General features: G+C 37.2%; 29 protein-coding genes. 18 read left to right on the top strand and 11 right to left on the bottom strand.

Annotation, left to right across the window (positions count from 1 at the left end; genetic code table 11):
• Positions 1 to 46: 46 nt before the first annotated feature.
• The 5 genes from ACP3T3_RS10355 to ACP3T3_RS10335 all read left to right on the top strand — a co-directional run bounded on the left by ACP3T3_RS10355 (position 47) and on the right by ACP3T3_RS10335 (position 5,001).
• Positions 47 to 520 carry a Fur family transcriptional regulator gene (locus ACP3T3_RS10355; RefSeq protein ID WP_027374694.1) on the top strand — a complete coding sequence of 158 codons (474 nt, stop codon included), beginning with the start codon at positions 47 to 49 and terminating at the stop codon, positions 518 to 520.
• 3 nt (positions 521 to 523) lie between these two features.
• Positions 524 to 2,263, top strand: a complete 1,740-nt coding sequence (locus tag ACP3T3_RS10350; RefSeq protein WP_426479787.1) for an OstA-like protein — start codon at positions 524 to 526, stop codon at positions 2,261 to 2,263.
• Positions 2,264 to 2,359: 96 nt separating this feature from the next.
• Complete coding sequence (locus ACP3T3_RS10345) at positions 2,360 to 3,535, top strand: aspartate aminotransferase family protein (protein WP_426479965.1); 1,176 nt, start codon at positions 2,360 to 2,362, stop codon at positions 3,533 to 3,535.
• Positions 3,536 to 3,723: 188 nt separating this feature from the next.
• On the top strand, positions 3,724 to 4,110 hold the full coding sequence (locus tag ACP3T3_RS10340; RefSeq protein ID WP_034696870.1) for an START-like domain-containing protein: 387 nt from the start codon (positions 3,724 to 3,726) through the stop codon (positions 4,108 to 4,110).
• Between the two features lie 78 nt (positions 4,111 to 4,188).
• Positions 4,189 to 5,001 carry an aminotransferase class IV gene (locus tag ACP3T3_RS10335; RefSeq protein WP_426479786.1) on the top strand — a complete coding sequence of 271 codons (813 nt, stop codon included), beginning with the start codon at positions 4,189 to 4,191 and terminating at the stop codon, positions 4,999 to 5,001.
• 84 nt (positions 5,002 to 5,085) lie between these two features.
• On the opposite strand, the gene ACP3T3_RS10330 is transcribed toward ACP3T3_RS10335, so the two are convergent.
• Positions 5,086 to 5,667: an N-acetylmuramoyl-L-alanine amidase family protein gene (locus ACP3T3_RS10330; protein ID WP_426479785.1), complete on the bottom strand. Its 582-nt coding sequence runs from the start codon at positions 5,665 to 5,667 to the stop codon at positions 5,086 to 5,088.
• A 103-nt stretch (positions 5,668 to 5,770) separates the two neighbouring features.
• Positions 5,771 to 6,319, bottom strand: a complete 549-nt coding sequence (locus ACP3T3_RS10325; protein ID WP_426479784.1) for a YqgE/AlgH family protein — start codon at positions 6,317 to 6,319, stop codon at positions 5,771 to 5,773.
• A gap of 24 nt (positions 6,320 to 6,343) precedes the next feature.
• Here ACP3T3_RS10325 and pdxH point away from each other — a divergent pair, with 24 nt between their 5' ends.
• Positions 6,344 to 6,985, top strand: coding sequence for a pyridoxamine 5'-phosphate oxidase (pdxH, locus tag ACP3T3_RS10320; RefSeq protein ID WP_426479783.1), 642 nt, complete (start codon positions 6,344 to 6,346; stop codon positions 6,983 to 6,985).
• A gap of 375 nt (positions 6,986 to 7,360) precedes the next feature.
• Here the strand turns inward: pdxH and ACP3T3_RS10315 are convergent, their stop codons facing one another.
• Positions 7,361 to 7,651 carry an HU family DNA-binding protein gene (locus tag ACP3T3_RS10315; RefSeq protein WP_002976900.1) on the bottom strand — a complete coding sequence of 97 codons (291 nt, stop codon included), beginning with the start codon at positions 7,649 to 7,651 and terminating at the stop codon, positions 7,361 to 7,363.
• Between the two features lie 399 nt (positions 7,652 to 8,050).
• Between ACP3T3_RS10315 and panD the strand changes: the two genes are divergently transcribed.
• The 8 genes from panD (at position 8,051) to ACP3T3_RS10275 (ending at position 15,494) form a co-directional block, all read left to right on the top strand.
• Complete coding sequence (gene panD / locus ACP3T3_RS10310) at positions 8,051 to 8,401, top strand: aspartate 1-decarboxylase (protein WP_047386679.1); 351 nt, start codon at positions 8,051 to 8,053, stop codon at positions 8,399 to 8,401.
• A 3-nt stretch (positions 8,402 to 8,404) separates the two neighbouring features.
• Positions 8,405 to 9,433 carry a lysylphosphatidylglycerol synthase transmembrane domain-containing protein gene (locus ACP3T3_RS10305; RefSeq protein ID WP_426479782.1) on the top strand — a complete coding sequence of 343 codons (1,029 nt, stop codon included), beginning with the start codon at positions 8,405 to 8,407 and terminating at the stop codon, positions 9,431 to 9,433.
• 179 nt (positions 9,434 to 9,612) lie between these two features.
• Positions 9,613 to 10,188 carry a TerD family protein gene (locus ACP3T3_RS10300; protein ID WP_426479781.1) on the top strand — a complete coding sequence of 192 codons (576 nt, stop codon included), beginning with the start codon at positions 9,613 to 9,615 and terminating at the stop codon, positions 10,186 to 10,188.
• A gap of 28 nt (positions 10,189 to 10,216) precedes the next feature.
• Positions 10,217 to 10,894, top strand: coding sequence for a TerD family protein (locus ACP3T3_RS10295; protein WP_426479780.1), 678 nt, complete (start codon positions 10,217 to 10,219; stop codon positions 10,892 to 10,894).
• Between the two features lie 86 nt (positions 10,895 to 10,980).
• Positions 10,981 to 11,619, top strand: coding sequence for a vWA domain-containing protein (locus ACP3T3_RS10290; protein WP_426479779.1), 639 nt, complete (start codon positions 10,981 to 10,983; stop codon positions 11,617 to 11,619).
• A gap of 17 nt (positions 11,620 to 11,636) precedes the next feature.
• Complete coding sequence (locus ACP3T3_RS10285) at positions 11,637 to 12,680, top strand: TerY-C metal binding domain-containing protein (protein ID WP_426479778.1); 1,044 nt, start codon at positions 11,637 to 11,639, stop codon at positions 12,678 to 12,680.
• A complete protein-coding gene (locus tag ACP3T3_RS10280; RefSeq protein WP_426479777.1) occupies positions 12,680 to 13,957 on the top strand; it encodes a PP2C family serine/threonine-protein phosphatase in 1,278 nt (425 codons plus the stop codon). The genes ACP3T3_RS10285 and ACP3T3_RS10280 overlap by 1 nt, the downstream gene beginning before the upstream one ends.
• A 4-nt stretch (positions 13,958 to 13,961) precedes the next feature.
• Entirely contained in the window at positions 13,962 to 15,494 is a 1,533-nt protein-coding gene (locus ACP3T3_RS10275) for a helix-hairpin-helix domain-containing protein (protein ID WP_426479776.1), read from the top strand.
• A gap of 130 nt (positions 15,495 to 15,624) precedes the next feature.
• Here ACP3T3_RS10275 and ACP3T3_RS10270 read toward each other — a convergent pair whose 3' ends face one another.
• The 6 genes from ACP3T3_RS10270 to ACP3T3_RS10245 all read right to left on the bottom strand — a co-directional run bounded on the left by ACP3T3_RS10270 (position 15,625) and on the right by ACP3T3_RS10245 (position 19,679).
• Entirely contained in the window at positions 15,625 to 16,065 is a 441-nt protein-coding gene (locus tag ACP3T3_RS10270) for a GNAT family N-acetyltransferase (protein ID WP_426479775.1), read from the bottom strand.
• A 1,057-nt stretch (positions 16,066 to 17,122) separates the two neighbouring features.
• A complete protein-coding gene (locus ACP3T3_RS10265; RefSeq protein WP_426479964.1) occupies positions 17,123 to 17,353 on the bottom strand; it encodes a hypothetical protein in 231 nt (76 codons plus the stop codon).
• Positions 17,354 to 17,450: 97 nt separating this feature from the next.
• Positions 17,451 to 17,720 (bottom strand): hypothetical protein, encoded by a 270-nt coding sequence (locus tag ACP3T3_RS10260; RefSeq protein WP_426479774.1) that lies wholly within the window; start codon positions 17,718 to 17,720, stop codon positions 17,451 to 17,453.
• Positions 17,721 to 18,030: 310 nt separating this feature from the next.
• On the bottom strand, positions 18,031 to 18,186 hold the full coding sequence (locus ACP3T3_RS10255; protein ID WP_426479773.1) for a hypothetical protein: 156 nt from the start codon (positions 18,184 to 18,186) through the stop codon (positions 18,031 to 18,033).
• Positions 18,187 to 18,194: 8 nt separating this feature from the next.
• Positions 18,195 to 18,785: an NAD(P)H-dependent oxidoreductase gene (locus ACP3T3_RS10250; RefSeq protein ID WP_426479772.1), complete on the bottom strand. Its 591-nt coding sequence runs from the start codon at positions 18,783 to 18,785 to the stop codon at positions 18,195 to 18,197.
• Positions 18,786 to 18,860: 75 nt separating this feature from the next.
• The gene (locus ACP3T3_RS10245; protein WP_426479771.1) at positions 18,861 to 19,679 is read right to left on the bottom strand and encodes a helix-turn-helix domain-containing protein; all 819 of its coding nucleotides are present in this window, start codon (positions 19,677 to 19,679) and stop codon (positions 18,861 to 18,863) included.
• Positions 19,680 to 19,887: 208 nt separating this feature from the next.
• Here ACP3T3_RS10245 and ACP3T3_RS10240 point away from each other — a divergent pair, with 208 nt between their 5' ends.
• Both ACP3T3_RS10240 and ACP3T3_RS10235 read left to right on the top strand, forming a co-directional pair.
• Positions 19,888 to 20,463 (top strand): Crp/Fnr family transcriptional regulator, encoded by a 576-nt coding sequence (locus ACP3T3_RS10240; RefSeq protein WP_426479770.1) that lies wholly within the window; start codon positions 19,888 to 19,890, stop codon positions 20,461 to 20,463.
• 58 nt (positions 20,464 to 20,521) lie between these two features.
• Entirely contained in the window at positions 20,522 to 21,541 is a 1,020-nt protein-coding gene (locus ACP3T3_RS10235; RefSeq protein ID WP_426479769.1) for an NAD-dependent epimerase/dehydratase family protein, read from the top strand.
• A 10-nt stretch (positions 21,542 to 21,551) separates the two neighbouring features.
• Here the strand turns inward: ACP3T3_RS10235 and ACP3T3_RS10230 are convergent, their stop codons facing one another.
• Positions 21,552 to 22,175: a hypothetical protein gene (locus ACP3T3_RS10230; RefSeq protein ID WP_426479768.1), complete on the bottom strand. Its 624-nt coding sequence runs from the start codon at positions 22,173 to 22,175 to the stop codon at positions 21,552 to 21,554.
• A gap of 336 nt (positions 22,176 to 22,511) precedes the next feature.
• Between ACP3T3_RS10230 and ACP3T3_RS10225 the strand changes: the two genes are divergently transcribed.
• Positions 22,512 to 23,075 carry a TetR/AcrR family transcriptional regulator gene (locus ACP3T3_RS10225; protein WP_426479767.1) on the top strand — a complete coding sequence of 188 codons (564 nt, stop codon included), beginning with the start codon at positions 22,512 to 22,514 and terminating at the stop codon, positions 23,073 to 23,075.
• Positions 23,076 to 23,115: 40 nt separating this feature from the next.
• Complete coding sequence (locus ACP3T3_RS10220; protein ID WP_426479766.1) at positions 23,116 to 24,534, top strand: MFS transporter; 1,419 nt, start codon at positions 23,116 to 23,118, stop codon at positions 24,532 to 24,534.
• Positions 24,535 to 24,857: 323 nt separating this feature from the next.
• On the opposite strand, the gene ACP3T3_RS10215 is transcribed toward ACP3T3_RS10220, so the two are convergent.
• The gene (locus ACP3T3_RS10215) at positions 24,858 to 25,271 is read right to left on the bottom strand and encodes an SRPBCC family protein (protein ID WP_426479765.1); all 414 of its coding nucleotides are present in this window, start codon (positions 25,269 to 25,271) and stop codon (positions 24,858 to 24,860) included.
• Positions 25,272 to 25,274: the final 3 nt, after the last annotated feature.

The following is a 25,274-nucleotide window of genomic DNA, read 5'->3' as shown; positions in this document are numbered from 1 at the left end:
ATATCTATTTAAATAAAATTCAATAAATTTGTAGATAATTTTTTTAATGGATACAGTACAAAAAGAAAAAAATATAGCTTTGATCAAGGATGTTTTGAGAAACTACTTATTAGAAAAGGGGTTCAGAAACACACCTGAAAGATATACGATATTAGAAGAAATTTATAATATGGATCATCACTTCAACGTTGATGATCTGTATCTTCTGATGATGCAGAAGAAATATCATGTTTCAAAAGCAACGATCTACAACACGATTGAAATTTTCCTTGATGCAGGTTTGATCCGTAAGCATCAGTTCGGAGAAAAGACACTGACCTCTTCATCTTATGAGAAGTCTTATTTTGACAAACAGCATGACCACCTGGTGATCTACAAAAAAGACTCTGATAAAGAGATTGAAGAAATCATTGAATTCTGCGACCCAAGAATCCAAGGAATCAAAGAAGCCATTGAAGAAGCATTTGGCGTAAAAATTGATTCTCATTCGCTATATTTTTATGGCACTAAGAATGACTAATTAATGAGAATAGCCCTTTTTCTGTTACTCTTTATTTCTACGCTAAACTTTGCGCAGGATAAAATCCCTGTGAAGAGAGATCCTTATTTGCAGGCTCCTTCACCCACTCAGCCTAAGCAGTTGAAACCTGAAGATAAAGTAAAGATCATCAATGCAGACGAGATCAAGAAAAGCCCTGAAAAATACGACGGGAATCAATATTTTACCGGAAACGTTAAGATTGAACACCAGGGCTCCATTCTTACTGCGGATGAAGTAGTTCTGTATAGTGAAGAAAACTTTGTAAAAGCGATCGGCAATACAAGGCTTCAAAATACAGACGGCTCTGTAATTACGGCAGGAGAAATGGAATATGATGCCAATACCCAGAAAGGTGTTGCGAGAAAAAATGTAGTTCTTACCGATCCCAAACAAACGATAAAAACAGATATCCTGTATTATGACAGGCTGGCTAATCAGGCTTACTTTAATACTGGAGGAACAATTTCTGACGGTCAGAATGTAACCTACGCCAAAGTAGGAACTTATTTTCTCAATACAAGAGTGGTGGATCTTACCGGAAATGTAAAAATAGAAACCCCTCAGTATATCATAGACGGACCTAATATCAAGCAAAATCAGAATACAAAAATTGCTGATTTTATAGGGCCTACAACCATTACCAGCAAAACCAACCCAAGAAACAGAATTTACACTGAGAAAGGAACTTATAAAATGGATTCCAAGGAAGCTTTTTTAACCAAAAACTCCAGGATCTTTTATAATGAAAAAATCCTTACCGGTGACGATATGTACTACAATCAGATTTCAGGATTCGGTAAAGCTACAGGAAATGTAACCCTTGATGATCCTAAAGAAAGAAGATATATAAAAGGAGGCTACGGAGAGATTTTTGAGAAAAAAGACTCTGCAATGATGACAAAAAGCCCGTATGCCGTAAAAGTAATGGAAAAAGACTCCATTTATTTTGCTGCAGAAAAAATTATCTCCTATCAAAGACCCGATTCTCTTGATATTAAAGTGAAGAAAAGTTACCTGAGAGCCTTTAAAAGGGCCCGTGTTTACAAATCTAATGCACAGGGAAGGGCGGATTCCATTGCCTTCAATGAAACAGACGGAATCATGCATATGTATACCAACCCGATTCTCTGGAGCGGTGAAAAACAGGTAACCGGTGATAAGGTAGAAGCCTACTTCAATACAAAGACTGAAGATATTGATTCATTAAAAGTAATCGGAAACGCTTTTGCCATCAGTAAAGTAGATTCGCTTACGCTGAAAGATGAGTTCAACCAGGTGAAAGGAAAATTCATGACGGTTTACTATGAAAAAAATGCGATCAAAGAAGCAAGAGTAGTGGGAAACGCCCAGTCTATCGTTTATGTTGACGATACCGATCAGGAAACCAAAAAACCGGAAAGAATAGGGATTACACTTTCTACCTGCGGAATTATCGGCGCATTATTTGAAGAAAGAGCTTTACAGATTATTTCCTGCAGTATTGGTGCTGCTTCAGATACCTATCCTATGAGCATGATAGAACCGGCAAAAAGAAAATTCCCGGATTTTAACTGGAATACCAAAGACAGGATCCGGAAATGGCAGGATATTCTGGTAGACACCCCGAATTACGAAGAAATACAATATACAGCTGATAGCGAACTGTTTGATAAAGCACAGAAAGCAATCGATGACGAAAAAGCGAAAGAAGAAGCTAAAAAACCTAAACGAACCAGAAAATAATACCAAAGACCAGTATCTCGCTGGTCTTTTTTGTGGATTAATTTCAGCGTTTAATGAATCTTTTATAGCTTTGCTGAAATTTTGGAGACAATGGACATGCATAAAGATTTTTTTCTATACCAGGCACAAACTACAAAGTTTGCAGCAGGTTTTGAAGTTGAAAAAGCTGAAGGAAGCTATATTTACGGAACTGATGGGAAGAGGTATCTTGATTTTGTAGCAGGCGTTTCTGCCAATACTTTGGGACATTCACATCCTAAAATTGTGAATGCGATCAAAGAACAGGCAGATAAATATCTTCACGTTATGGTATATGGTGAATATGCACAGGAAAAGCCCATTGCATTATGCCGGCTGCTGGCGGAAGCTACTCCGGATCCATTGGACGTTACATACCTTGTAAACAGTGGTGCAGAAGCTATTGACGGAAGTTTAAAACTGGCAAAAAGATATACGGGGAGGGAGGAAATTGTTTCTTTTAAAAATTCCTACCACGGAAATACGCATGGTGCTTTAAGTGTTTCAGGAAATGAAACCCATAAAAGAGAGTTCCGGCCTTTACTGCCGATGGTTTCTTTTATTGAATTTAATAATGAAGATGATTTCGATAAAATCACAGAGAAAACCGCGTGTGTTATCCTGGAAACTATTCAGGGAGCAGCCGGGTTTCTGGTCCCGGATAACGATTATCTGATCAAGCTGAAGAAAAGATGCGAAGACGTAGGAGCGCTTCTGATTCTGGATGAAATACAGCCCGGATTCGGAAGAACAGGGAAGCTATTCTCTTTCGAACACTTTGGAATTGTTCCGGACATCCTTGTTATGGGAAAAGGAATGGGAGGAGGCGTTCCTGTGGGAGCTTTCATGAGTTCCGGAAAAATTATGGAAACCCTTTCACACTCACCAAAACTTGGTCACATTACCACTTTTGGAGGAAATCCATTAATTGCGGCCGCAAGTTATGCCACTTTAAAAGAAGTTCTGGACAGCGGCCTGATGGATGAGGTGGAAGAAAAAGAAAAGCTGTTCAGGGAACTGCTGGTTCATCCTAAAATTAAAAATATCAATGGCAAAGGCTTAATGCTTGCTGTAAATCTCGGATCTCCTGAATATACGCTGGAAGTAGCAAAAAAATGTATGGAAAAAGGACTGATTGTTTTCTGGCAGCTGTACAGAAACGAATACCTGAGAATTTCTCCGCCCCTTACATTATCGCTGGACGAAATCAGAGAAGGCTGCCGTATTATTCTTGATATCCTGAATGAAAATTAGCTATAAAATCTCTCCGGAAAGGAGAGATTTTTTTATGTTTTGCATGGCTGTTTTAAGCCCTAAGATTTAGTATAATAAGGATTTGAATCCCGTGATAAATATCATGCTGATTCTATAAAAAAGTAATTGTTTTTTTGCGTAATAAAAAAATTAATTTATATATTGCGGGACGATAAAACAAAGATTATATGGCGAAACATAAAGTCCATTACGAATTTCCAATGCACTGTTTATCAGAGATTTTGTATGAATATCTGGCGACTGCAGAAGGATTATCTGAATGGTTTGCGGATGAGGTAACAGAGAAAGGCGATGATTTCTTTTTTAGCTGGGGCGGAGGTCCTGCTGAGAAGGCCACTTTGATCAGATATAAGCCTGAAGGTTTCGTGCGTTTCAGATGGGAAGAAGATGAAGGAACAAAAAATTTCTTTGAAATGACTATCACTATTGATGATATTACAGAAGATCTGGCTTTAAATATAACCGATTTCTGTGAAGAAGGTGATGAAGAGGAAAATGCAATGTATTGGGAAAATCTTATTGAGAACCTGAGAATAAAACTAGGTGCGGCATAATACCAGGCTCTATTAAATGATAAAACTGATGAACGATTTATCGTTCATTATTTTTTTGTAAATAAATCACATCAAAAATTGGAAAATCAATATTTTACATCAGACGAGTTAAATGTAAAGAACAGAGCCTTCCTTTGGGGAGACTCAGTGAAAGTTTCTTTCTTTGTAAGAAATGGAGGATTGATCATGGACGAAGAATGCTATTTTTTCCTGATGGCCTCCATGAGAAAGATGAGGCTGAATATTCCTTTGACGTACACCCTGGAGTTTTTCCAGACACTTTTTCAGAAAGATATCATTGGTAAAGGAGTACATAACGGAATTATCAATTTCCAGGTCTTCAGAAATAATGACGGAATAACATTGGCAAAATCTTCTGTTTCCTACTTTTATGAAGTAACGGAAATGACCGATGTGCTGGCTGTTCATCAAAGACCGCTGGAACTGGATTTGATTAAAGAAATTAACGTTAATAACAACCTTTTGAGTAATATCAGGGTTCACAGTCCGGAAAATATCTACGGAGCGATCTATGCTCAGGAAAATGACCTTGACGACGTGATTCTTCTGAATCCAAACAAAAGAATTGCGCGCACTACTGCCGGAAACCTTCTCTTTTTAGAAGGTGACGTAATCAAAGTGCCAAAACAGACCGAAGGAGCTTATATCTCGCCCTTAATGGAAAATTTTGTTACTTTTTTACATAAAAATAATCTTGCCGATATCCAGGAAAACGAGATTATCGCATTTGAATCTCAGAAAGCTGAAGAAATTTTAATGATTTCTGAAGAGAAAGGTATATTTTATGTAGGTAAAATAAGAAATAAGACTTTTGAAACTTCCCGTTTCTCAGGATTGGTGGAAAGCTGGAGAGAAAGTTTTAATCAATAAAAATTGACAAACCCGGTAAACAACAAAGTTCCAAAAGTCCTTTACCGGGTTTTATTCTGAATAAATCAGAAATTGTTTCTTTGTTTAATATTCGTTGATGATTTCAACAAATTTCTGTGCGATTTCTTTTTGCCCTTTTTCACTCGTGATATAATTTCTGTTTTCTGAATTATTGATAAATCCGAGTTCTACCAGTACAGCAGGCGAATGGGTTTCTCTTAGAATATACAGATTGCTCTCCGATATTTTACGGGCATTGAATTTCTTATAAATTTTTCCAGCCAGCTCCTTTGAAAAATCAGAATTCTGAACGTAAACCTCAAATCCGTTGTCAGATCTTTCCTTTTGCGGAGAACTGTTAACGTGTAGGGAAATAACCATTTCAGGATTAAGTCTGTTGATCTGATCTGTTCTCTCGGAGAGACTAGGGCTGCTGTCCGCATCCCTGGTTAGAATGATTTCATATTTGTCCTTGCTTTCATTGATCTTCCGGATTTCCTTAGCAATGCTTAAAGCAATATTTTTTTCCAGAATTTCACCATGAATAGCCCCAAAATCATTTCCGCCATGCCCGGCATCAATGACAATGTATTTTTTGTTGATAGGAGTAAATGATAAAAACGCTGTAGAAAATATTGATAAAGCAAGTAATGTACTACCTTTCATATCAGTGATTTTAGTTTTCCAAAGAACGTAAAAACTTTCTTTAAAATTGGTTAAAGGAATCTTAAAGTTTGTTAATTATCAGGCAGATACGAAAAACATAGGGTTAGTTTAACGAAATGTCTTCAGGTGAATTGGCCCAAAGAAGAAATTCTCCCCCAAGATTCTGCATAATAGATTTCCAAAGGGTCTGGTCATTGGGAAGCGTATAATCAAGATTATAAACGTCCACTACGGTCCACATTTTCCTTTGAACCTCAGTATCCAGCTGATTAGGCGACCACCCGGAATATCCTGAAAATATTTTGATATGTTCAATGTCCAGCTCACTGCTTAAAACAGCATTAATGATACGTTCTATATCCTCTGTAAGGTAGTATTCATCAGTGATATCTGTATAAATTTCAGTAACCCTTTTGCCTTTTACAATGAAAAATACCTTATCATTTTCCACAGGTCCACCATCATATACCTCAATTTTAAAGTCAAAAAAATCTTTGAACTTGCCACTCATCTGGCTGTTCTTTTTATTCAATATCAAACCAAATGCACCACTTTCATTATGTTCAATAACCAATACAACCGATCGTGAAAAAATATCGCCGGAAATGTCAGGTGTCGAGATTAATATTTTACCTTTGTATGAGTGATTCATACTCAAATTTAATAAAAAATATTTATGGAAAACCTGCACGACAAAAGAAAAGTGTATGAGAAATCCCAACTTATTGAAAGTGAGATAAAACAAAATCCAATTGAGCAGTTCAGAGACTGGTTTTTGGAGGCAAGTGAAAGTCCGATGATCTCGGAAGCTAATGCCATGGCAGTTTCTACAGTAGAAGAAGATGGGTGTCCAAGAACGAGAATGGTGCTTTTGAAAGCATATACCCATGAAGGGTTTATTTTTTATACCAATTATAACAGCAGAAAAGGAAAAGCAATAGAAAACAATCATAAAGCTTGTCTGCATTTTTTCTGGCCTAATCTTGAAAGGCAGATTATGATCAAAGCTGATCTTGAAAAAGTGGCAGAAAACCTGAGTGATGGATATTTTCATTCAAGGCCTAAAGGAAGCCAATTGGGAGCTGCTGTATCCCCGCAGAGCCAGGTGATTCCCAACAGAGAATTTCTGGAAGAAAAATTAAAAGAGCTGGAAAAAGAATTTGAAAATACTGAAGTTTCAAGACCTGCCAATTGGGGTGGGTATCTTGCAAGACCTTATGAAATTGAATTCTGGCAGGGAAGACCCAACCGTCTTCATGACAGGATTATTTATCAGCTTGAAGATCTGGATTGGAAGATTTCAAGACTGGCACCGTAATGAGAAATTAGAAGCTAGAAATTAGATGTTAGTGATTTGTTTTTTTAAATATGATACTGGCATGCTGAAAATATAAACGTAATATCAATAGAAGCGGGCTTCAGCCCGCTATTTGTTTATGAAAACTAGCCATGTTAAAAGAATGATGCATAAAATGTTTAATATAGATACTTTTTAAGCTTTGGCTAAAGCCATCGGAAATAATATTTATTTGAACGGGCTAAAGCCCGTCCCTATTGAATAAATATATTTTCAAACACATCATGGGTGCCAGATCAATAGAAGCGGGCTTAGCCCGCTTATTTTATTGTGTGTAATTAAAATAAAAAGAGCTGTTTCTTAGAAACAGCTCTTGAATTTTTGTAATCTGAATGATTATTTTTTCTTAGCACCTGAAACTGCATTTGATAAATCAGCTCCAGCCTTGAATTTAGCAACTTTTTTAGCAGCAATTTTGATCGGTTTTTTAGTTGCAGGGTTAATACCTTGTCTAGCCGCTCTCTCAGCTACTGAGAAAGTACCGAAACCTACTAAAGAAACTTTTCCGTCTTTTTTCTTTAAAGTAGTAGTTACGTTACCAATGAAAGATTCTAAAGCAGCTTTAGCTGCAACTTTAGTGATACCTGCATCTTTTGCGATTGCGTCGATTAATTCAGACTTGTTCATAATTTTTAATATTAAAGTTAGTTCGTAATTATAGCAAATATAATACTATTTTCTAATTGTGCAATTTTTTTATTAAAACTTGTAAAATTTTTTTACTTTTTGGTGAAATCAGTTAAAATATGATAATTCCACTTTTCACAGAAAATCTACGTTACGGGTTACTAAAATCATGCCAAATGCTTATGTTTATTGACTTTAGCAAAAAGCTAATATTATTTCCTTTATTTATTAAATCCTAAATTGAGTGTAAACAATTAATTTTTTTGACCATATGATTATTAAATTTATAATCAATTTTCAGATTTCTTGTATTTTGTAAAATTAAACCCCTGTGTTTGTGGGAGTTTTAAAATGATAGTAAAGGTCTGTTTTATTAATTTTTATTAATAAATTTGCAGCATGTTAATAGAAGTTTTCAAGTCTAAGATTCACAGGGTGAGAGTAACAGCCTCTGACCTTAATTATATAGGGAGTATAACGATAGATGAAGATCTTATAGAAGCTGCCGGTCTGGTAGTGGGAGAAAGGGTCTATATCGTGAATGTAAACAACGGAGAGCGTTTTGATACTTACGTTATCAAAGGGAAAAGAAAATCAGGGGAAGTGTGTCTGAACGGGCCTGCTGCAAGAAAAGTACAGAAAGATGATATCATCATCGTTATTGCTTATGCACAGATGACTCCGGAAGAAGCAAAAGACTTTCAGCCGAAAATCGTTTTTCCGGATGAAAAAACAAACCTTCTTACATAATACATGGAGAAAACATCAAAAAGTCCCATAAAGTCAATACTTACAATAGTAATATCGCTTGCTTTTGCAGGCTTTTTTTTATGGCTCGCCTTAAGAGGGCTGGATTTTAAAGTGATTCAAAAATCGTTGGCAAAAGCTAATTATCTTTGGGTGCTGTTTGCATCCGTATTCGGGCTTCTTGCTTACTGGTTCAGAGCAATCCGCTGGAATCTGATGCTGGAGCCGATGGGACACAGAATTTCAAATTCCAATGCGCTTTGGTCCATATCATTTGGATATCTGATGAATCTTACCATTCCAAGAAGTGGGGAAGTGGCAAGAGCTACCGCTTTATATGGAGTGGAAAAAGTACCTGTGGATAAATCTTTCGGAACTATTATTCTGGAAAGAGTAGTAGATCTTATCTGTATGATGGGATTTTTAGGATTGACTTTATTGTTTAAATATGATGCCATTCTGTCATTTTATAAAAATTCTGGAGTAAATATCAACTCTACTAAAATAATATTGATTCTTTCAGTTCTGGTTGTAGGAACAATCTTATTTTTTGTATTTAAAAAGAAACTTTCTGAAGTTCCATTTCTAGGGAAAGTGGTTAGCTTTATTGATGGTATTTTTCAAGGGATAACTTCTATCTTTAAATTAAAAGAAAAAGGAAAATTCATTCTTTATACATTAGGAATCTGGATATGCTATTATTTTGCTGCTTACCTGGTGTGCTTTGCCCTTCCTGAAACCTCAGCATTTACTTTTGCAGACGGGTTTTTCATTATTGTAGTGGGAACACTGGGAATGATTATTCCTGCCAGTGGAGGAATCGGAGCGTATAACCTTGCGATGAAGTATGGCTTCATGGCACTCTTTATCTCTATAGGAAAAAGCGCAGATTTCGGAGGTGAAATGGGACTTACCTATTCCTTTATTTCTTTACCGCTGCAGATTGTGATTATGCTGGTAATGGGATTAATTTCCATTCCTATGCTGGCAAAGGCAAGAAGTAAAGCAGTATCCGATAAAGAATTCGAAAATTAATTAAATACATTTTTATATAATACAAGGTTCAATTTTTTAATTGGACCTTTTTTTATGGCCATTTTGTGACTTAAATAGTTTTAAATTAAGCGGTATTGAACATTTTTTCGATAATAAATTTGGTCAATTCGTAAATCACTTCTATCTTAATGCAAAAAATAATCATAATATAAAACACTATGGCAATTAATCTACAGAAAGGGCAAAAAATTGAGATAGGATTGACTAAAATGACGATTGGGTTAGGCTGGGATCCGAATGAAGGAACCGGCTACGATTTTGACCTTGATGCTTCTGCAATCATGATTGATTCTGACAGAAAATTAGTAAGCGAAGAATACTTTGTTTTTTACAATAACCTGAATTCTCCGGACGGAGCACTTACTCATACAGGGGATGATCCGAGTGGTAAAAACAGTGATGGTGATGATGATGAAGCAATTATTATTGACCTTGATAAAGTAGATCCAAGAGTGGAAGAGATTCTTTTCGTGGTAACCATCGAAGATTTTGAAAGAAGAAGGCAGAATTTCGGACAGGTGAGAAACTCTTATATCAGAGTGGTAGATAATCATTCCAGCCAGGAAATTGCAAAATATGAACTGGACGAAGATTTCTCTATTGAAACAGGAGTGGAGTTTGGAAGACTGTACAAAAGAAACGGAAGCTGGAAGTTTGAAGCTTCAGGAATAGGATACAGGGCAGACTTAGGTTTCTTCCTTGAAAAATATTACAAGGGACAAATCATCAAATAAAATCATCAAATACACAAAAACGATAACTATGGCAATCAATTTACAGAAAGGACAAACGATAGATTTAAGAAAGAACGACCGCGGAGAAAATGTTTATGATCTTTCAAAAGTAACCATCGGATTAGGATGGGACGTAAGAAAACAAGGCAGTGGATTCTTTGGGAAACTCTTCAGTAAAGAAGCCGAATATGACCTGGATGCAGTAGCATTTCTTTTAGACGGCAACGGAAAAGTAGCCAATCTGGGAAGAACGGTACAGACTAATGACGGAAGACAGATGGGGTTATATCAGGGAGATGTGGTTTTCTTCAATTCTATGCAGCACCCAAGCGGGAATGTATGGCTTACGGGAGACAACAGAACGGGAGCAGGTGATGGTGATGATGAGCAGATTATTGTGAAACTGGACCAGCTGGATCAGAGCTATCAGAAAATTGTATTCATTGTTACCATTTATCAGGGAAGAACGAATAACCAGCACTTCGGAATGATCGAAAATGCATTTATCCGTGCGGTAGATGCTTCAGGAAAAGAAATCACAAAATACAGCCTCTCCGGCGATTCAAGTATGAATGGTAAATGTGCTATGGTCTTTGCAGAAGCATACCGTCACAATGGAGACTGGAAATTCCGTGCTGTGGGAGAGCCGCACAATACAGATAACTTTATCGATATTCTGAAGCAGCAATACGCTTATTCCAACTAGATTCTCAAATTTTTTCAACTCACATAAAAGCCGGCTTGGAAGTCTCCGACTTCCTCCGCCGGCTTCAGAATTAATACTTATCTATAATGAGCAGGAGATTATTAGCTTATTTTTTATTAGATACTTCAGGTTCTATGAACGGAGAACCTATTCAGGCTTTGAATAATGGATTCAATGGCCTTATCAGTATGCTTCGGGCAGATCCGCAGGCGATCGACAGTCTGCATTTAAGTGTCATTACCTTCGATAGAGAGGTTAAGAATATTATACCATTAACAGATCTGGCGAGTTTTTATCCCATGGAAATTACCTGTCCGGATAGTGGGCCAACCCATACAGGGGCTGCTCTGGAAATGGTTTCCGAACTGGTTCAAAAAGAAATTGTAAAAGAATCGGCCGATGCAAAAGGCGACTGGCAACCCTTACTGTTTATTTTTACGGATGGAAAACCTTCGGATATTCAAAAGTATAGGCAGATGATCCCTGTGATCAGAGGACTGGAATTTGGCGCCATCGTAGGATGTGCAGCAGGCCCGAAAGCGGATGAGCAGTTTTTAAAAGAACTGACGGATCATGTCGTAAAGCTTGATACTACAGACGCTATTACCCTTTCTTCCTTTTTCAAATGGGTGAGCTCTTCCATTACACAGGGAGGACAGTCACAGAATACGGGAGAAAATATCACACTACCTCCGCCGCCATCGGAGCTTACTATTATTATTTAAAAAATTGTCTTTAGATCATGAGAAGACTGCCCATTTATTTTTTAGTAGATATCTCCGAATCTATGGTAGGAGAGCCTATTGAGCAGGTACAGGAAGGTATCGCCAATATCATCAGGGAATTAAAAAAAGATCCCTATTCCCTGGAAACCGTTTATATTTCTGTGATAGGTTTTGCAGGAGAAGCTGAGGTAATTACTCCGATGCAGGATATTATCAGCTTTTATCCTCCAAAAATTCCCATCGGAAGCGGAACGTCACTTTCTCAGGGCTTAATCAAAGTGATGGATTGTATCGACAGGGATATCGTAAAAACAACCTACGAAAGAAAAGGCGACTGGAAACCTATCGTCTTCCTTTTTACAGACGGTGTCCCCACTGATGATGCTACCAAAGCCATTGAAAGATGGACTCGCAAATACAACGGAAAATCCAATACGATTGCTGTATCTATTGGGGGAAATACCAATTATAAGCTTCTCAGTTCTCTGGCAGACAATGTTTTACTGTTTAATAATTCTGATGAAAATTCTTATAAAGAGTTTTTCAAATGGGTAACGGATTCTATTAAAACAACCAGTCAGAGTGTAACAGAAGCAAAAAAAGAAGGAATTAATCTATCCAAAATTGACTCCCTTATTCTGGAAAAAGTAGATCCTGAAATGGAACAGAGATTCCCGGATAATAACTTTGTCGTGTTAAACGGAAAATGCCAGGAAACGGAAAAGCTTTATCTGATGAAATTTAAAAAAGCATTTGCAGAATCCAGCATACCGGGAATGGCTACAAGATATTACAGATTGGACGGAGCTTATAAAATTGATGAAAAAGCCTACTACAGGCTTTCCTCAAATCAGAAAATGCATCTTAAAATCAATATAGAAGAGCTGGATGGAGGAACTTCATGTCCTCACTGTGCGAATCCCATTGCATTGGCTACCTGCTCATGTGGTGGAATTCATTGCCTGAGAGGAGAAGGATACAGCAAATGTCCATGGTGTGGAACTTCGGATTATTATGGATTTTCCGGTGGAGGATTTGATATTAACAGAACGCTGGGCTAATGATGGGCAAGTTTTTCAGGAAATCAGCTGCTGAATCCAAACCGAAGACTATGGAACAGGCTCTTATCTATAAAGAAAAAGAAGAATTCAAAGAGGTTCATTGGGTATTGAAAAATGCCAGTGCAAAGCAGTTCTATGAATTCAGTTTCGATATGGAAGACTTTCCCAACATAAAGATTCAGAAAATCGGAAACCTGAATGAAACAGGACTAAGTTTTGAAAACGGAAAAATCTCAGGAACTCCGGTTGCCAATAATATGTATCATCTGGACATTCAGTTTTATCACGTCCATGATCAGAATCAAATGGAAACCAAAAAAATACAGCTGTTTGTCAACGCAGATCCGAAAGACTTATGGAAAAATATTCCAGGCGATAAAAATGCTGCTTTTTATAAATCGGATGAAGATGCATTCAAAGATTCTTTTTCAGATAAAAAAATTGTTGTCGTTTCCAAAAGAGGACGTTCCCATGCTCATGAAGGGAAATTTCGTGAAGATGATTTTGCTGTAAATATTCTTTCCAATGGCTGGAATATTGTTTCTGTCTCAGACGGAGCAGGCTCGGCTAATGCTGCAAGAGAAGGTTCGAGAGTGACAACAACAACGATCAATCAGTTTTTCAGTTCGCATGAGATTTTAAACCAGATTGAAAATCATATCAATATTCTGCATAGGGGTCAGTCTTCCGGTGAAGAACAATCAGAAGCTAAGAAGAATATCATCCATATCTTATCGGAAAGTGTTGTACATGTTTATCATACATTAGAAAAAACAGCAGCAGACAATGCACTTTCAGTGAATGATCTGCATGCGACACTTATTTTTACGTTGCTTAAAAAGTTCAGTTTCGGTTATGTTATTCTGAGTTTTGGAGTAGGAGATTGCCCGATCAATCTGATCAATACAGACTTTTCTGAAGTTAAACTTTTAAACCGAATGGATGTCGGAGAATTTGGCGGAGGTACCCGTTTTATCACCATGAAAGAAATTTTTAATGATAAAATGGCTTCCCGTTTTAGAATTACGTGTGTGGAAGATTTTTCTTATCTGGTACTGATGACAGACGGTATTTATGATCCTAAATTTATCACAGAAAATAAACTGAGAGACACAGAAAGCTGGAAATTATTTTTTGAAGACCTAGCCGGAAATAATGATGACCGGGCAAAAGCTGATTTTATCAACGATGAAAAAATTGATGAAGAACTTTTAATCTGGAGCGATTTCTGGAGCAGAGGAAATCACGACGACCGCACCTTGGCCATAATCTATTAATACCATGAAAAAGACCATTAAAGTTGTTTCTGTTCTGAACACAGCCAAATCCTATGAATATGTAGATGAAAACCCTATCAGGGGCGGAGTGAAAGATGTTTATTTTTCGCCTGATAAAGAATATGTAGTTGCTTTCTACCGGAATCCGCTGGATGAAGGACAGAAAGAAAGAATCATGAGGATTGTTTCCACGTATCTGCAGAATATACAGAATGGAAATACTTCAGACTACTTTCTGAACGAAATTTTCAGATGGCCTTACGATATCGTGGAGAGAAATAAACTCACAGGAATTGTGGTTCCGGTTTATCACAATAAATTTTATTTTGCCAAGGGATATATCGGTTCAGATAATATCCAGGGACAGGATAAAGTGGGGAAGTGGTTTACCGCTCCCATGTTCAGAAATCAGCAGTATCCGTTGAGACTGGATCAGTCAGAACTGGGAGATTGGCTGAGCTATTTCCAGATTGCAGTTAATATCAGCAGAGGCGTGAAAAAGCTCCATCAGATGGGGCTGGCACACTCCGATTTGTCTTACAATAATATTCTGGTAGATCCCGTGACAAAATCTGCCTGTATTATCGATATTGACGGCCTTGTGGTTCCCAAACTCTTTCCGCCGGAAGTGATAGGAACCGCAGATTTTATTGCTCCTGAAGTGTTGAAAACAAAACATTTAAGCCTTCAGGATCCGGAAAGACATTTACCCAATCAAAAAACAGATCTGCATGCCCTTGCTGTTCTGATTTATATGTATCTGCTGAGAAGACATCCGCTTCGTGGAGGGGAAATCTGGGATCTCGATTCCGAGCAGGACGAAATTTTATCCATGGGAGAAAAAGCCATGTTTGTAGAACATCCGGAAAATAGTTCCAATCATGTAAAATCAGATCATCTCAGAAAATGGGATGCATTCTGGGGAGATCCTCAGAAAATTCCGTATACCGTTACAGGTCCTTATATTTCAGAATTGTTCCGGAAAACATTTATAGAAGGATTACATGATCCCATCAGACGTCCCACGGCCAATGAATGGGAAACTGCTTTGCTGAAAACTGTAGATCTGATTCAGCCTTGTCAGAATTCCAATTGTACCGAAAAATGGTATGTCTTTGATAATACCAGCAATCCAAAATGCCCGTTCTGCGGAACATCTCATCAGGGAACATTACCGGTTTTAGACTTATATTTTAAGTTTGATGATGAGGTATGGAAGCCGGAAAATCACAGATTAATGGTGTATCATAATCAGTATCTGTTCAAATGGCACGTTTCCAGAAAGGTCATAAGAAATGAAAACCTGACGATGCAGGATAAAATGCCTGTAGGGTATTTTACATTCCATCAGGGAAAATGGGTATTGGTAAATCAAGGGTTATCCGGAATGAAAGATGTCACAGAACAAAAAGAAATCCCGCCAGGTTCTATGGTAGAACTCACCGATGGTAAAAAGATACTTTTGTCTTCAGAAGAAGGCGGAAGATTAATCTACGTAACGATGGCCAATCAGAGTAACCCGTCATTGCGAACGTAGTGAAGCAATCTCAAATTCTCAGATCTCACAGATAATTGTGGCTATTTGTGCTCATTTATTTGTGAGATTTGTGTTTAAATCAAAGGAAACATTCAACGGCTTTAGGATCCAAAACTTAGATAGTTTTCCATTACTCCCTTTCCGTTTCCATAAAATAAGAATACTGATCTTCATCCACGATTCTGAACCCAAGACTTTTATAAAGATGCTGGGCTTTATTGGTTTTCAAGACACTTAATGACACTGTTTTCCCTGCTAAAGAAGCTTCCTCTAAAATATCAGATAAAATCCTTTTTCCAAGTCCTTTACCTTGCTGGCTGGGATCAATCTGAAGTTGCAGGACTTCAATATTGGTAAATGTCCTGTCTAGTTTTAACAGTCCGATAGGCTGGTTATCTAAAAAAATAATATTGGCTTTTTTAAACTGATACAGAACTCTTTGCATTGTCGTTTCTCTGTCCGTAGAAAGCCCTGAAGTTTCATAATGAGGATTCATGGTTTTCATTCTGAGATTGAGAAGAAAATCAATATCAGTTTCATCAGCTTGTTTGTAATGCAGGTCAAGATTCATATTCAAAAAAATTAGAGTTCTTACTTTAATGCAATTTTTAGTCCCATTTCTTCTTTCATGTGTGGCAAAATGAATAAGTTGAATAATGTAAGGTTAAGGGTTGGGAGCTGGAAGAGGGAAGCTGGAAGTTACTATTGTGCTGTAGAGAACTTCTGCGTTTTTTATTGATGTTTTCAATGTTTTTATACTTTTTATCGGACAGTAATGAAAAAAAATTTCCTATCAAAAAGCTTTATAAGTTCATCGTCTGACAAAACTTCCATCCTCCAGCTCCCATCCTCCATCCTTATACTAACTCAAAAAAGCCCCTTTTCCCGATTTTTATTTAAAGGTTTGGGAGCTGGAAGAGGGAAGCTGGAAGTTACTATTGTGTTGTAGAGAACTTTTGCGTTTTTTAATTTTAGCTTTTGTTTTAAAAAATCATTCCTGTCCGATTAAATTAAAGCATGATTAGCAGGTCACTCCCGGGAGCTTTATTCTTATAGGGACTTCATTTTTTTCTACTAACAGCAGATCCCGATGGGATCAAACCCAGCTCCTATGGGAGCTGACTGTTAATAGGAAGTATTTGTTTTAAAATTATAGCTCCTGCGGAGCGACCTGTTAATTCATACCGTAAATATTGATGTTTTCAATGTTTTTATATTTTTATCGGACAGTAATGAAAAAAAATTTCCTATCAAAAAGCTTTATAAGTTCATCGTCTGACAAAACTTCCATCCTCCAGCTCCCATCCTCCATCCTTATACTAACTCAAAAAAGCCCCTTTTCCCGATTTTTATTTAAAGGTTGGGAGCTGGAAGAGGAAAGCTGGAAGTTACTATTGTGTTGTAGAGAACTTTTGCGTTTTTTAATTTTAGCTTTTGTTTTAAAAAATCATTCCTGTCCGATTAAATTAAAGCATGATTAGCAGGTCGCTCCCGGGAGCTTTATTCTTATAGGGACTTCATTTTTCTACTAACAGCAGATCCCGATGGGATCAAACCCAGCTCCTATGGGAGCTGACTGTTAATAGGAAGTATTTGTTTTAAAATTATAGCTCCTGCGGAGCGACCTGTTAATTCTGTCTTCCCATGGTACAGTTGAAAAGCTGATCCGTGCCACCCATTTCGATGTCACACTCAATTTTTACAGAATCAAACCCCTGAAGAATCGGGTATAACAGTTCATGCATGGCAATAGGTGTATTTTCTGTGAATCTTTTATTGAAATCATTGCGGTGCATCAATTGAGCAACAGTCACTTTTGAAAGCAGCTGAATAACTTCTGAAAAATCCAGCGCATCCAGCCAGTCAGAATTGAAAACAATCTTTGTCTTCTCTACATCAATTACTTTGGAAAGCTGTTGATATAAGTTTGGGCATTATGCTGTACATCTCCAGCACTTAAAGGTTTTCGGGCTTTATTTTTTCTGTAGGATCACCAATTCTGGCCGTAAAACTTCCTACGACAATAACGATCTGATGCCCCAGATCCTGAAACTGTTTCAGCTTTTTTAAAACCACCGCATGTCCCAGATGCAGATCCGGAGCTGTAGGGTCAAAGCCCAGTTTGATGGTGAGTTTTCGGTTTTCTTTATTGGCTTGAGCTAGTTTTTCTTCCAAGCCGTTTTCCGGCAGGATGATAGCCACATTTTCTTGTAATGAATCAATCATATTGAATAGTTTTAAAATGAAAAAGCCCGAACAGGTACTGTCCGGGCTCTATATATACGTTAGATTATTTTATTGGATTACAGATATAGAAAGTCTTCCCGAACGATAGCCCGGAGTGTAATATTCACTGAAGAATGGAAGACGTAATATACTGTTCAGATGTTTCATTGTAATGTAAATATACAGGAATTTCCTGAGGAGCCAATATTTAAACCATCAAGATGCATTGCAGGGTTATAACAAGATTTGTTTTAAAAAAACTTAACCATCCATCAATCTTAATGGCTTAAAATAATGGTTCAAAACAATTTTACTTGCGGTTTTTGAAGCTAATTTCATGCCATAAATCCCTTACTGGCAAAATACAGGAGAAAGATATAAAACCGTATTTTATTATTTTCTTAGTCACTTGAGGAGAAGCCTTTATAGCAGGACTGATATTTGGTTTTTCAACAGGAATTTTCATAGAAAAAATTAATAATTTAATACATGTTCAGAGTATAAATTTTTAATTTGATCTTTCCAGATTTCCAGATTTTCGGGAGAAGTTTTATCTGCTTTATCAAAAAATAAATGCCTGATGATTTCCAGTCCGGAATAGATGAAAATGCCATTATCAGAGGTTAAAGTGAGGGCTTTATCCATTCCTGTTTTCTCATATTCTTCATAAGATTTTCCGTGGGTATTGATAATTACGGTTTTTTTACCTTTCAAAAGTCCTTTTTGTATGCCCTGATCATACCGGTAGGCAAATCCATAACTGAATACACGGTCTATATATCCTTTCATCATAGCCGGAAGTCCCGTCCACCAGACAGGATAGATAAAGGTGATCTGTTCTGCCCAGGAAATATGATTCTGTTCGGTTTTTACATCATCTGATACCTTTCCCATACGTTGTCCCTGCATATCTGCCAGAGACAATACAGGATCAAAGCCTATTGTATAAAGATCTCTCACTATAATTTCCTCATTCCTGGATTGGAGTGTTTCAACAACAGTATGTAAAAGAGTATGGTTTAAACTGTTTTCATTAGGATGCGCGTAAATAATTAAATGTCTCATTGTTTTGATTGTTAAGATTAATGAGACAAAAGTAATCCAGTGTACTTTTCAAAAATTGTAAGAAAACGAAACCGTCTATTTTGATGTTGGATTGCAGATCTCCTGCTGGAATTTTAAGTACTGGGCAGGGGATAGGTTGATAAAATGTTTGAAATCATGGATAAGCTGGCTCTGATCATAATAGCCGCACTGATCAATAATGGTAAACCACTTGACCTGATTTTGCTTTTCGGTTTCTTTTTCAATGATTTGTATCGCTTTTAAAAAACGGTTATAGCGGTTGATTTCTTTTAAAGAATATCCAAATTGTTCTTTCTGCTTTCGCTGAATATTTCTTTCCGTCTGTTGGGTCTGTTCTGCAATAACTTTTATCGGATTTAAAAGATCATTCTCAAAACGGCTCAAAAGCTGGCTGGTAGAATCCTGATGCTGAAGATAAGGTCTGCAGAATTCAAGAATATGATTTACCTGGTTTGTGGCAGAATTTAATTTTGTCAGCTGATGCCAGAGATCCGTAAAGCAGTTTTCCTCCAGCAGTTCGTCCGGATGTTTTGCAGATTGCTCAAGTGATATTTTTCCAAAAAACCTAAAGAATGCATCACCCTTAAAATTAGCAACCAGAATTGAGCATCCTGCGGGAAGCGTATACTCAAAAGCTTGTCTTACCGGCCCGAGCACCATGCATTTGTCTATACCTATGGTCGTTTGTTCCCGCGTAGAAATCGCAGCACTTTCTCCAAAGCAAAATAGCAGAATCGTCTGATATGTTGGCAAAAGTATTTTGGTAACCAATATATCAGAAGTGTTTTCAGCAAAATAAAAATGGGTGAAGACACTTTCAAATTCCTTTGGAACTGAAATTCTGTATTCATTATATTCCCGATGTAATTCCATAAGCCTGAAAATTAGCGATGAGGTGCGTTTTTATCCCTGGTTTAATAATTATTCCTGTCCCTTAGTTTATTTTGAAAGCTTTTGTTTCAGTTATATAAGACATGTATCGAATCCAGAATGTTACATAAAGCAGTGAGTATTTTTTTAAACTCATTAATATTGAAGTTTTCTTTTGGTATTTTTGTATCGTTCAAAATACTCACTTCAAATGTACGACAAGCTTTTACAATACATCCGGTCCGGCCATGATTTTCCCCAGAAGGAAACAGAAGCTGTGAGAAAGTATTTTGAGCCTGTTGTGTTTTCAAAAAATACAGTGATAGAAAAGGCAGGAAAAGTTCCTCAATATCTTTACTATATCGTTTCCGGATATCTAAGGCTTTTTTATACGGACCAGAATGGCAGTGAAGTGACCACTCATATTAACTGTCCACCCGGATTTTTTACGTCCTATTCTGATTTTATCAATGCTGCTGTTTCTGAAAATAATGTGGAATGCATCACGGATGCTGCGCTTCTGAGAATTTCAAAAGAGAACCTCGATATTCTTATCAGTAAAAGCCAGGCTATGAAAGATTTCAGCATCTCTGTTTTTCAGCAGTCCATTGCTTACAATGAGAATCGTTCCAAAGAACTATCTGTTTTGAATGCCGAACAGCGTTATCTGAAACTGATGAAAGATTATCCGGAAATTATTCACAATGTTCCTATCCAATATATCGCTTCATTTCTGGGAATGAAACCGGAAAGTCTGAGCAGAATCCGCAGGAAAATAATTAACTAACAAAAGTCAAGTGGTTCTGGTGCCGGGAAGATGAACTTTGCAGCATTAAATCAATGCAATGACACAGAATAATGTAAGCCTTGTTTCCGGAGCCAATGGGCATCTGGGAAATAACTTAGTCAGGTTTTTACTGAAAAAAGGATTACCGGTACGGGCTGCCGTAAGGAATATCAATAACAAAAAACCTTTTGAAGGATTGAATTGTGAACTGGTGCAGGCAGATATCACGGATAAAGCTTCTTTCGTAAAAGCACTTCAGGGTGTGGAAATCTTCTATGCCGTAGGAGCCACTTTTAAATTATGGGCAAAAGACCCCAAAAAAGAAATTTATGATGTGAATATGAAGGGCACCAGAAATACCATCGAAGCAGCAGCTGAGGCTGGTGTGAAGAAAATAGTGTATGTAAGCTCCATTGCTGCACTGGATTATACTGCACTGCCTACCCGGGAAAGTAACGGCTATAACCCTGACCGCAGAGATATGTATTATAATTCCAAGAATGACGGTGAGAAACTGGCGCTTGACCTGGCTGCAAAGCTGGGAATAGAACTGGTCTCAGTGATGCCCTCCGCTATGATTGGCAGTGAAGCATTTTCCCCGTTAAATGTTTCCTACGGCGTATTGAAGCTTATCCTGAACAAGAAAATTCCGGTAGATACCAGAATCACCCTCAACTGGATAGACGTTAAAGATGTGGCGGAAGGATGCTATCTGGCAGCGGAAAAGGGACGTTCCGGTGAACGTTATATTCTGGCCAATGAGAAATGTATGACCATTACAGATACGACGGTTTTAGCCAACACACTTTATCCCGAATTGAAACTTGAAATTCCCCGGTCTGTACCTAAGGGAATTCTGTTCACCATTGCTGCCATCATGGAATTCACAGCAAAACTCAGCGGAAAGCCACCGGTTTTGACCCGAAAAGATATTGCCATGTTTTCAGGGCTTCAGCAGGATTTTGATATCTCCAAAGCCAGAAATGAGCTGGGGTTCAATCCAAAAAAACCTGAACAGGCAGTGAAAGAAGCATTGGATTATCTGATGAAAAATCCTGACATTTTAAAAGAGAGCTGAAAATCTCTTTCTATTCCTGTTCCAGCTTGATGATAGAGCCTTTATAAAACTTGGTAAGATCATACAGGTCAGTAAAATAATGCTGCAGATCCGGAATGATTGTATGGTCAAATTCTTTTATACCACATTGGTTTTCAGCCAGAAGATATAAAGACTGGTTATCAGGTTTCAGATATTCACAAAGGATATTGTCCGGATGCTGTTCTCTATTGATAATATCTGTCAGGAATATTCCGTAGATCAGAAATTGATTGAAATTCCTGGAATCCACAATATAATTCATGTCCTGCTTCAGCAGCTTTTCATAATCTGAAAGAATGTGCAGGAAATTTTCGGCATGAACGGTTGTTGGAATTTCATAAAAAAGATCGATACCATTGATGAAAAGCTGTGTTTTGGTCTCCTCACGATCTGACGGATACGCTTTGCTGAACCATTGGAAAATAAGTAAAAGTTCATCCTGAGTAAGCTCTTCCAAAGAATCTTTTACTTTGTTTTTAATGTTCTCAAGCGTATCTTTTGCGTCAGGGGAAAGAAGTTTCAGAATATTTTCTTCCTCACGGCTAAGCTTATTGTACAAATTAATTTTGGCAATTGTTGGGTTTGTTTTGATGAAATAAAGTTCTTCTGCCATAGTATTTACCAAATAAGATTTCAAATGGTCATTTAAATATACAAAATATGCCTCAACTTTATTTAAAAAATTAATATGTAATGAATGGTATGGCTATTTTTGTTCATGCAGCGCAGTGCTTTTCCAATGTTCTGTCAATATTCTATGGCCCAAGCTAAATAATGTTCCGTTTTTTTGGACGGCTTGTTGACATGTCTTTAGCAAGCGCCTGGTAACAACATTTTTCATAGCATGACATTTAAATGCAGCGTTATTTTTACTGATCTGGAATAAGTTTAATTAAAAAATAGATAGACCTATCTATTTTTTTTGATTAGATTTGTAAAAATTTTCACGGTGAAAAAAGAAAAAGTGCGCGAAAGAATTATCAGGGTTGCTTCAGATCTGTTTTACAAACAAGGGTACAATTCTACAGGTATCAACCAGATTATTGCTGAAGCTGATATTGCCATTGGCTCATTGTATAACCACTTTTCCTCAAAGAATGATCTTCTTCAGGCCTATCTTGTTAAAGAAGAATTCGATTGGTTTGAAGGATTTGAAAACAGTACATCTAAAATTTCAGATCCTAAAGAAAAGCTTCTGGCATTGATCGATTACAGGAAAAAGCTGCAGCAGACCTCCAAATTTGCAGGATGCCACTTCATTAAAATTGTTTCTGAAATAGGAGAAGGGAATCCTTCCATATCCGCATTTACCAGACAACATAAGGAAAAGCAAAAGGATTTGATCAGAACACTGGTAATAGAATACGGAAGTAAAATTCAACTGGATGATCCTGATTTCATTGCAGAAAATATTTTCCTGTTAATAGAAGGAGCTGTGGTTACATCTACGATCAACAGGCAAAATGATTCTTTTGATCAGGTCAAAAAAATAGTTCAGGGTTTATTGCCCTAATTTTTTTTAAGCATATAAAAATAGATATATCTATATAAAAATGAAGCATAAGTATTTGAAATTGTTGGTGATATTATTAGGTCAGTTATTGACGATCATGGATATTTTTATTATCAATGTGTCCATACCTTCTATACAGCGTGATCTTCATGCTTCTAATGGAGAAATGCAGTTTATGATTGCTGCTTATCTCATCGGGTTTGCCTCTTTTCTCATTACCGGCGGCAGACTTGGGGATCTGTACGGAAGAAAAAAGATATATATGATCGGATTAACAGCTTTTATGCTGAGTTCTGCGGCTTGCGGAATCTCTATAGGTGCGGGCCAGCTGGTCGTTTCAAGATTTGTTCAAGGAATAAGCGCTGCGATGATGGCTCCACAGGTACTTTCGATGATACAGATTCTATTTCCGGATCATCAGGAACGTACAAAAGCGATGGGATGGTATGGAATTACGATTGGAACAGGAACTGTTTTAGGGCAGTTTCTCGGAGGGTACTTTTCATCATTAACGGTTATGGAAGAACCCTGGCGGCTTATCTTTCTGATGAATATTCCTATTTGTTTACCGGCAGTTTTCCTTACCCTGAAATTATTGAATGAATCTAAAACTCCGCTACATCAGTCCTTTAATATGAGTGGTGTTGTCATGCTTTCTGCAGGATTGTTCTGTGCTGCCTATGCGTTAACAATGTCTGAGCATGAAGGACTCCATTTTAAAAACGTTTTACTGATGGCCATTTCAGGAATTATTGTATTCAGTTTTATCAAAAATCAAAAGAAAAGAATCAAAAATAAACGTTCTTATCTGATAGATTTTGAATTGTTCCGTTATAAAAATTTCAATCTGGGGATTATAGCGGTTTCCTTCTTTTTTATTATGCTGGACTCGTATTTTTATATTTTGTCTCTTTTTTTTCAGGATGGATTACAAATCAAACCGTTAGATGCCGGTGAAATTATTGTTTTTCAGGGGTTGGGTTTTATACTGGCATCCCTTATTTCTGTAAAACTGATTTTAAGATATGGCAAAAAAGCCCTGCTAGCAGGGCTAATTTTTATTATGGTGATACTTATCCTCCAACTATTTTTATTCAGAATGCAGCCCGGTTTTCCCGTTTTCTGTCTGCTTTTGTTTTTGCATGGACTGGGAGTAGGAGCCGTTATTCCTTCGCTGGCGAATATGGCTTTGTCTGGGATGTCTGAAAAGCTGATAGGGAATGCCTCCGGTGTTTATAATACCTTTCAGCAGATAGCAGCCATTATTGGTATTGTTGCGGTAGGTAGTGTTTTCTATTATTTTCTGGGAATTAAATCAACAATAACGCAATATCATAATGCTTTTTCAATTGCTATACTGATCAATATCCTCTGTTTGGTTTTTGTGATTGTCTCTGTTTTTAAAGTTCCGGGTCATGTACTTCCTGAAATGAGCCATAAAAATAATATTGAAAGGTAGTCTTAAAGTTTTTTTTGATGGGGTTTTGATTCATTTAAAGTTGCTTTCGCAGGCATTTCCGTAACTTCAGTAGGATAGTGGCTGTCGCAGTTGCTGAGACCGATTACATATATATTAAAGTTATTTTGACTTTTTTATTATCCATGTCAAGGTTCAAAACTTTGACATGGAATATGGCGGTCTTTCTGATACTAAACTCAGAAATTTTCAGACTTTGACCGTAAATTTACAGGAATATCGAGCTCAGAGATTGCTGATCACTGAAAAGTAAAAGCTGCATGTAAAACATCCAGCTTTATATCAATTCTCATTTGAAAAAATTTTTAATTCGATTCTGTATATTTTTTGAAATTATCAAGAATAGCCTGCCAGCCTCCTTTCTGCATTTCTTCAGGATTCTGGTTTTCCGGATCAAAAGCTACATTCACAAGAGTCTGGCCATTATTTTCTTTAAAGTCAAGATGTGCCTGTCTTCCATCCGGCATAGTATACGTAAAGCTTTCGCCCTCTTTTATTTCATCATACACTGCTTCAAAATCAAAACCGAAGCTTCCGTCTTTAGCTTCCATTCTTGCGGCATATTTTCCTCCGACTTTCATATCGTTGGAAGCAGAAGGACATTGCCATGAAGGATCAGCAAAGTTCCATTGAGTGATGTGTTCGGGGTTGGTGTAGTAATTCCATACTTTTTTTGCATCTGCATTAATGGTAGCAGAAACTGTGATTTTTTGGCTCATTTT

Origin of the sequence: Chryseobacterium sp. CBSDS_008 (assembly GCF_049959325.1) — a bacterium.
Lineage (GTDB): Bacteria > Bacteroidota > Bacteroidia > Flavobacteriales > Weeksellaceae > Chryseobacterium.
The sequence above is the reverse complement of the archived record's forward strand: the minus strand, read 5'-3'. Positions and strand labels throughout refer to the sequence as shown.

Excerpts from the sequence above, each read along its gene's own strand:
- ACP3T3_RS10245 (WP_426479771.1), bottom strand. The coding sequence starts at position 19,679 with ATGGAATTACATCGGGAATATAATGAATACAGAATTTCAGTTCCAAAG.
- ACP3T3_RS10345 (WP_426479965.1), top strand. The coding sequence starts at position 2,360 with ATGCATAAAGATTTTTTTCTATACCAGGCACAAACTACAAAGTTTGCA.
- ACP3T3_RS10280 (WP_426479777.1), top strand. The coding sequence starts at position 12,680 with ATGATGGGCAAGTTTTTCAGGAAATCAGCTGCTGAATCCAAACCGAAG.
- ACP3T3_RS10220 (WP_426479766.1), top strand. The coding sequence starts at position 23,116 with ATGAAGCATAAGTATTTGAAATTGTTGGTGATATTATTAGGTCAGTTA.
- ACP3T3_RS10260 (WP_426479774.1), bottom strand. The coding sequence starts at position 17,720 with ATGATTGATTCATTACAAGAAAATGTGGCTATCATCCTGCCGGAAAAC.
- pdxH (WP_426479783.1), top strand. The coding sequence starts at position 6,344 with ATGGAAAACCTGCACGACAAAAGAAAAGTGTATGAGAAATCCCAACTT.
- ACP3T3_RS10215 (WP_426479765.1), bottom strand. The coding sequence starts at position 25,271 with ATGAGCCAAAAAATCACAGTTTCTGCTACCATTAATGCAGATGCAAAA.
- ACP3T3_RS10355 (WP_027374694.1), top strand. The coding sequence starts at position 47 with ATGGATACAGTACAAAAAGAAAAAAATATAGCTTTGATCAAGGATGTT.
- ACP3T3_RS10350 (WP_426479787.1), top strand. The coding sequence starts at position 524 with ATGAGAATAGCCCTTTTTCTGTTACTCTTTATTTCTACGCTAAACTTT.
- ACP3T3_RS10300 (WP_426479781.1), top strand. The coding sequence starts at position 9,613 with ATGGCAATTAATCTACAGAAAGGGCAAAAAATTGAGATAGGATTGACT.
- ACP3T3_RS10325 (WP_426479784.1), bottom strand. The coding sequence starts at position 6,319 with ATGAATCACTCATACAAAGGTAAAATATTAATCTCGACACCTGACATT.
- ACP3T3_RS10275 (WP_426479776.1), top strand. The coding sequence starts at position 13,962 with ATGAAAAAGACCATTAAAGTTGTTTCTGTTCTGAACACAGCCAAATCC.
- ACP3T3_RS10240 (WP_426479770.1), top strand. The coding sequence starts at position 19,888 with ATGTACGACAAGCTTTTACAATACATCCGGTCCGGCCATGATTTTCCC.
- ACP3T3_RS10330 (WP_426479785.1), bottom strand. The coding sequence starts at position 5,667 with ATGAAAGGTAGTACATTACTTGCTTTATCAATATTTTCTACAGCGTTT.
- ACP3T3_RS10230 (WP_426479768.1), bottom strand. The coding sequence starts at position 22,175 with ATGGCAGAAGAACTTTATTTCATCAAAACAAACCCAACAATTGCCAAA.
- ACP3T3_RS10295 (WP_426479780.1), top strand. The coding sequence starts at position 10,217 with ATGGCAATCAATTTACAGAAAGGACAAACGATAGATTTAAGAAAGAAC.
- ACP3T3_RS10270 (WP_426479775.1), bottom strand. The coding sequence starts at position 16,065 with ATGAATCTTGACCTGCATTACAAACAAGCTGATGAAACTGATATTGAT.
- ACP3T3_RS10340 (WP_034696870.1), top strand. The coding sequence starts at position 3,724 with ATGGCGAAACATAAAGTCCATTACGAATTTCCAATGCACTGTTTATCA.
- ACP3T3_RS10235 (WP_426479769.1), top strand. The coding sequence starts at position 20,522 with ATGACACAGAATAATGTAAGCCTTGTTTCCGGAGCCAATGGGCATCTG.
- ACP3T3_RS10305 (WP_426479782.1), top strand. The coding sequence starts at position 8,405 with ATGGAGAAAACATCAAAAAGTCCCATAAAGTCAATACTTACAATAGTA.
- ACP3T3_RS10285 (WP_426479778.1), top strand. The coding sequence starts at position 11,637 with ATGAGAAGACTGCCCATTTATTTTTTAGTAGATATCTCCGAATCTATG.
- ACP3T3_RS10250 (WP_426479772.1), bottom strand. The coding sequence starts at position 18,785 with ATGAGACATTTAATTATTTACGCGCATCCTAATGAAAACAGTTTAAAC.
- ACP3T3_RS10315 (WP_002976900.1), bottom strand. The coding sequence starts at position 7,651 with ATGAACAAGTCTGAATTAATCGACGCAATCGCAAAAGATGCAGGTATC.
- ACP3T3_RS10290 (WP_426479779.1), top strand. The coding sequence starts at position 10,981 with ATGAGCAGGAGATTATTAGCTTATTTTTTATTAGATACTTCAGGTTCT.
- panD (WP_047386679.1), top strand. The coding sequence starts at position 8,051 with ATGTTAATAGAAGTTTTCAAGTCTAAGATTCACAGGGTGAGAGTAACA.
- ACP3T3_RS10255 (WP_426479773.1), bottom strand. The coding sequence starts at position 18,186 with ATGAAAATTCCTGTTGAAAAACCAAATATCAGTCCTGCTATAAAGGCT.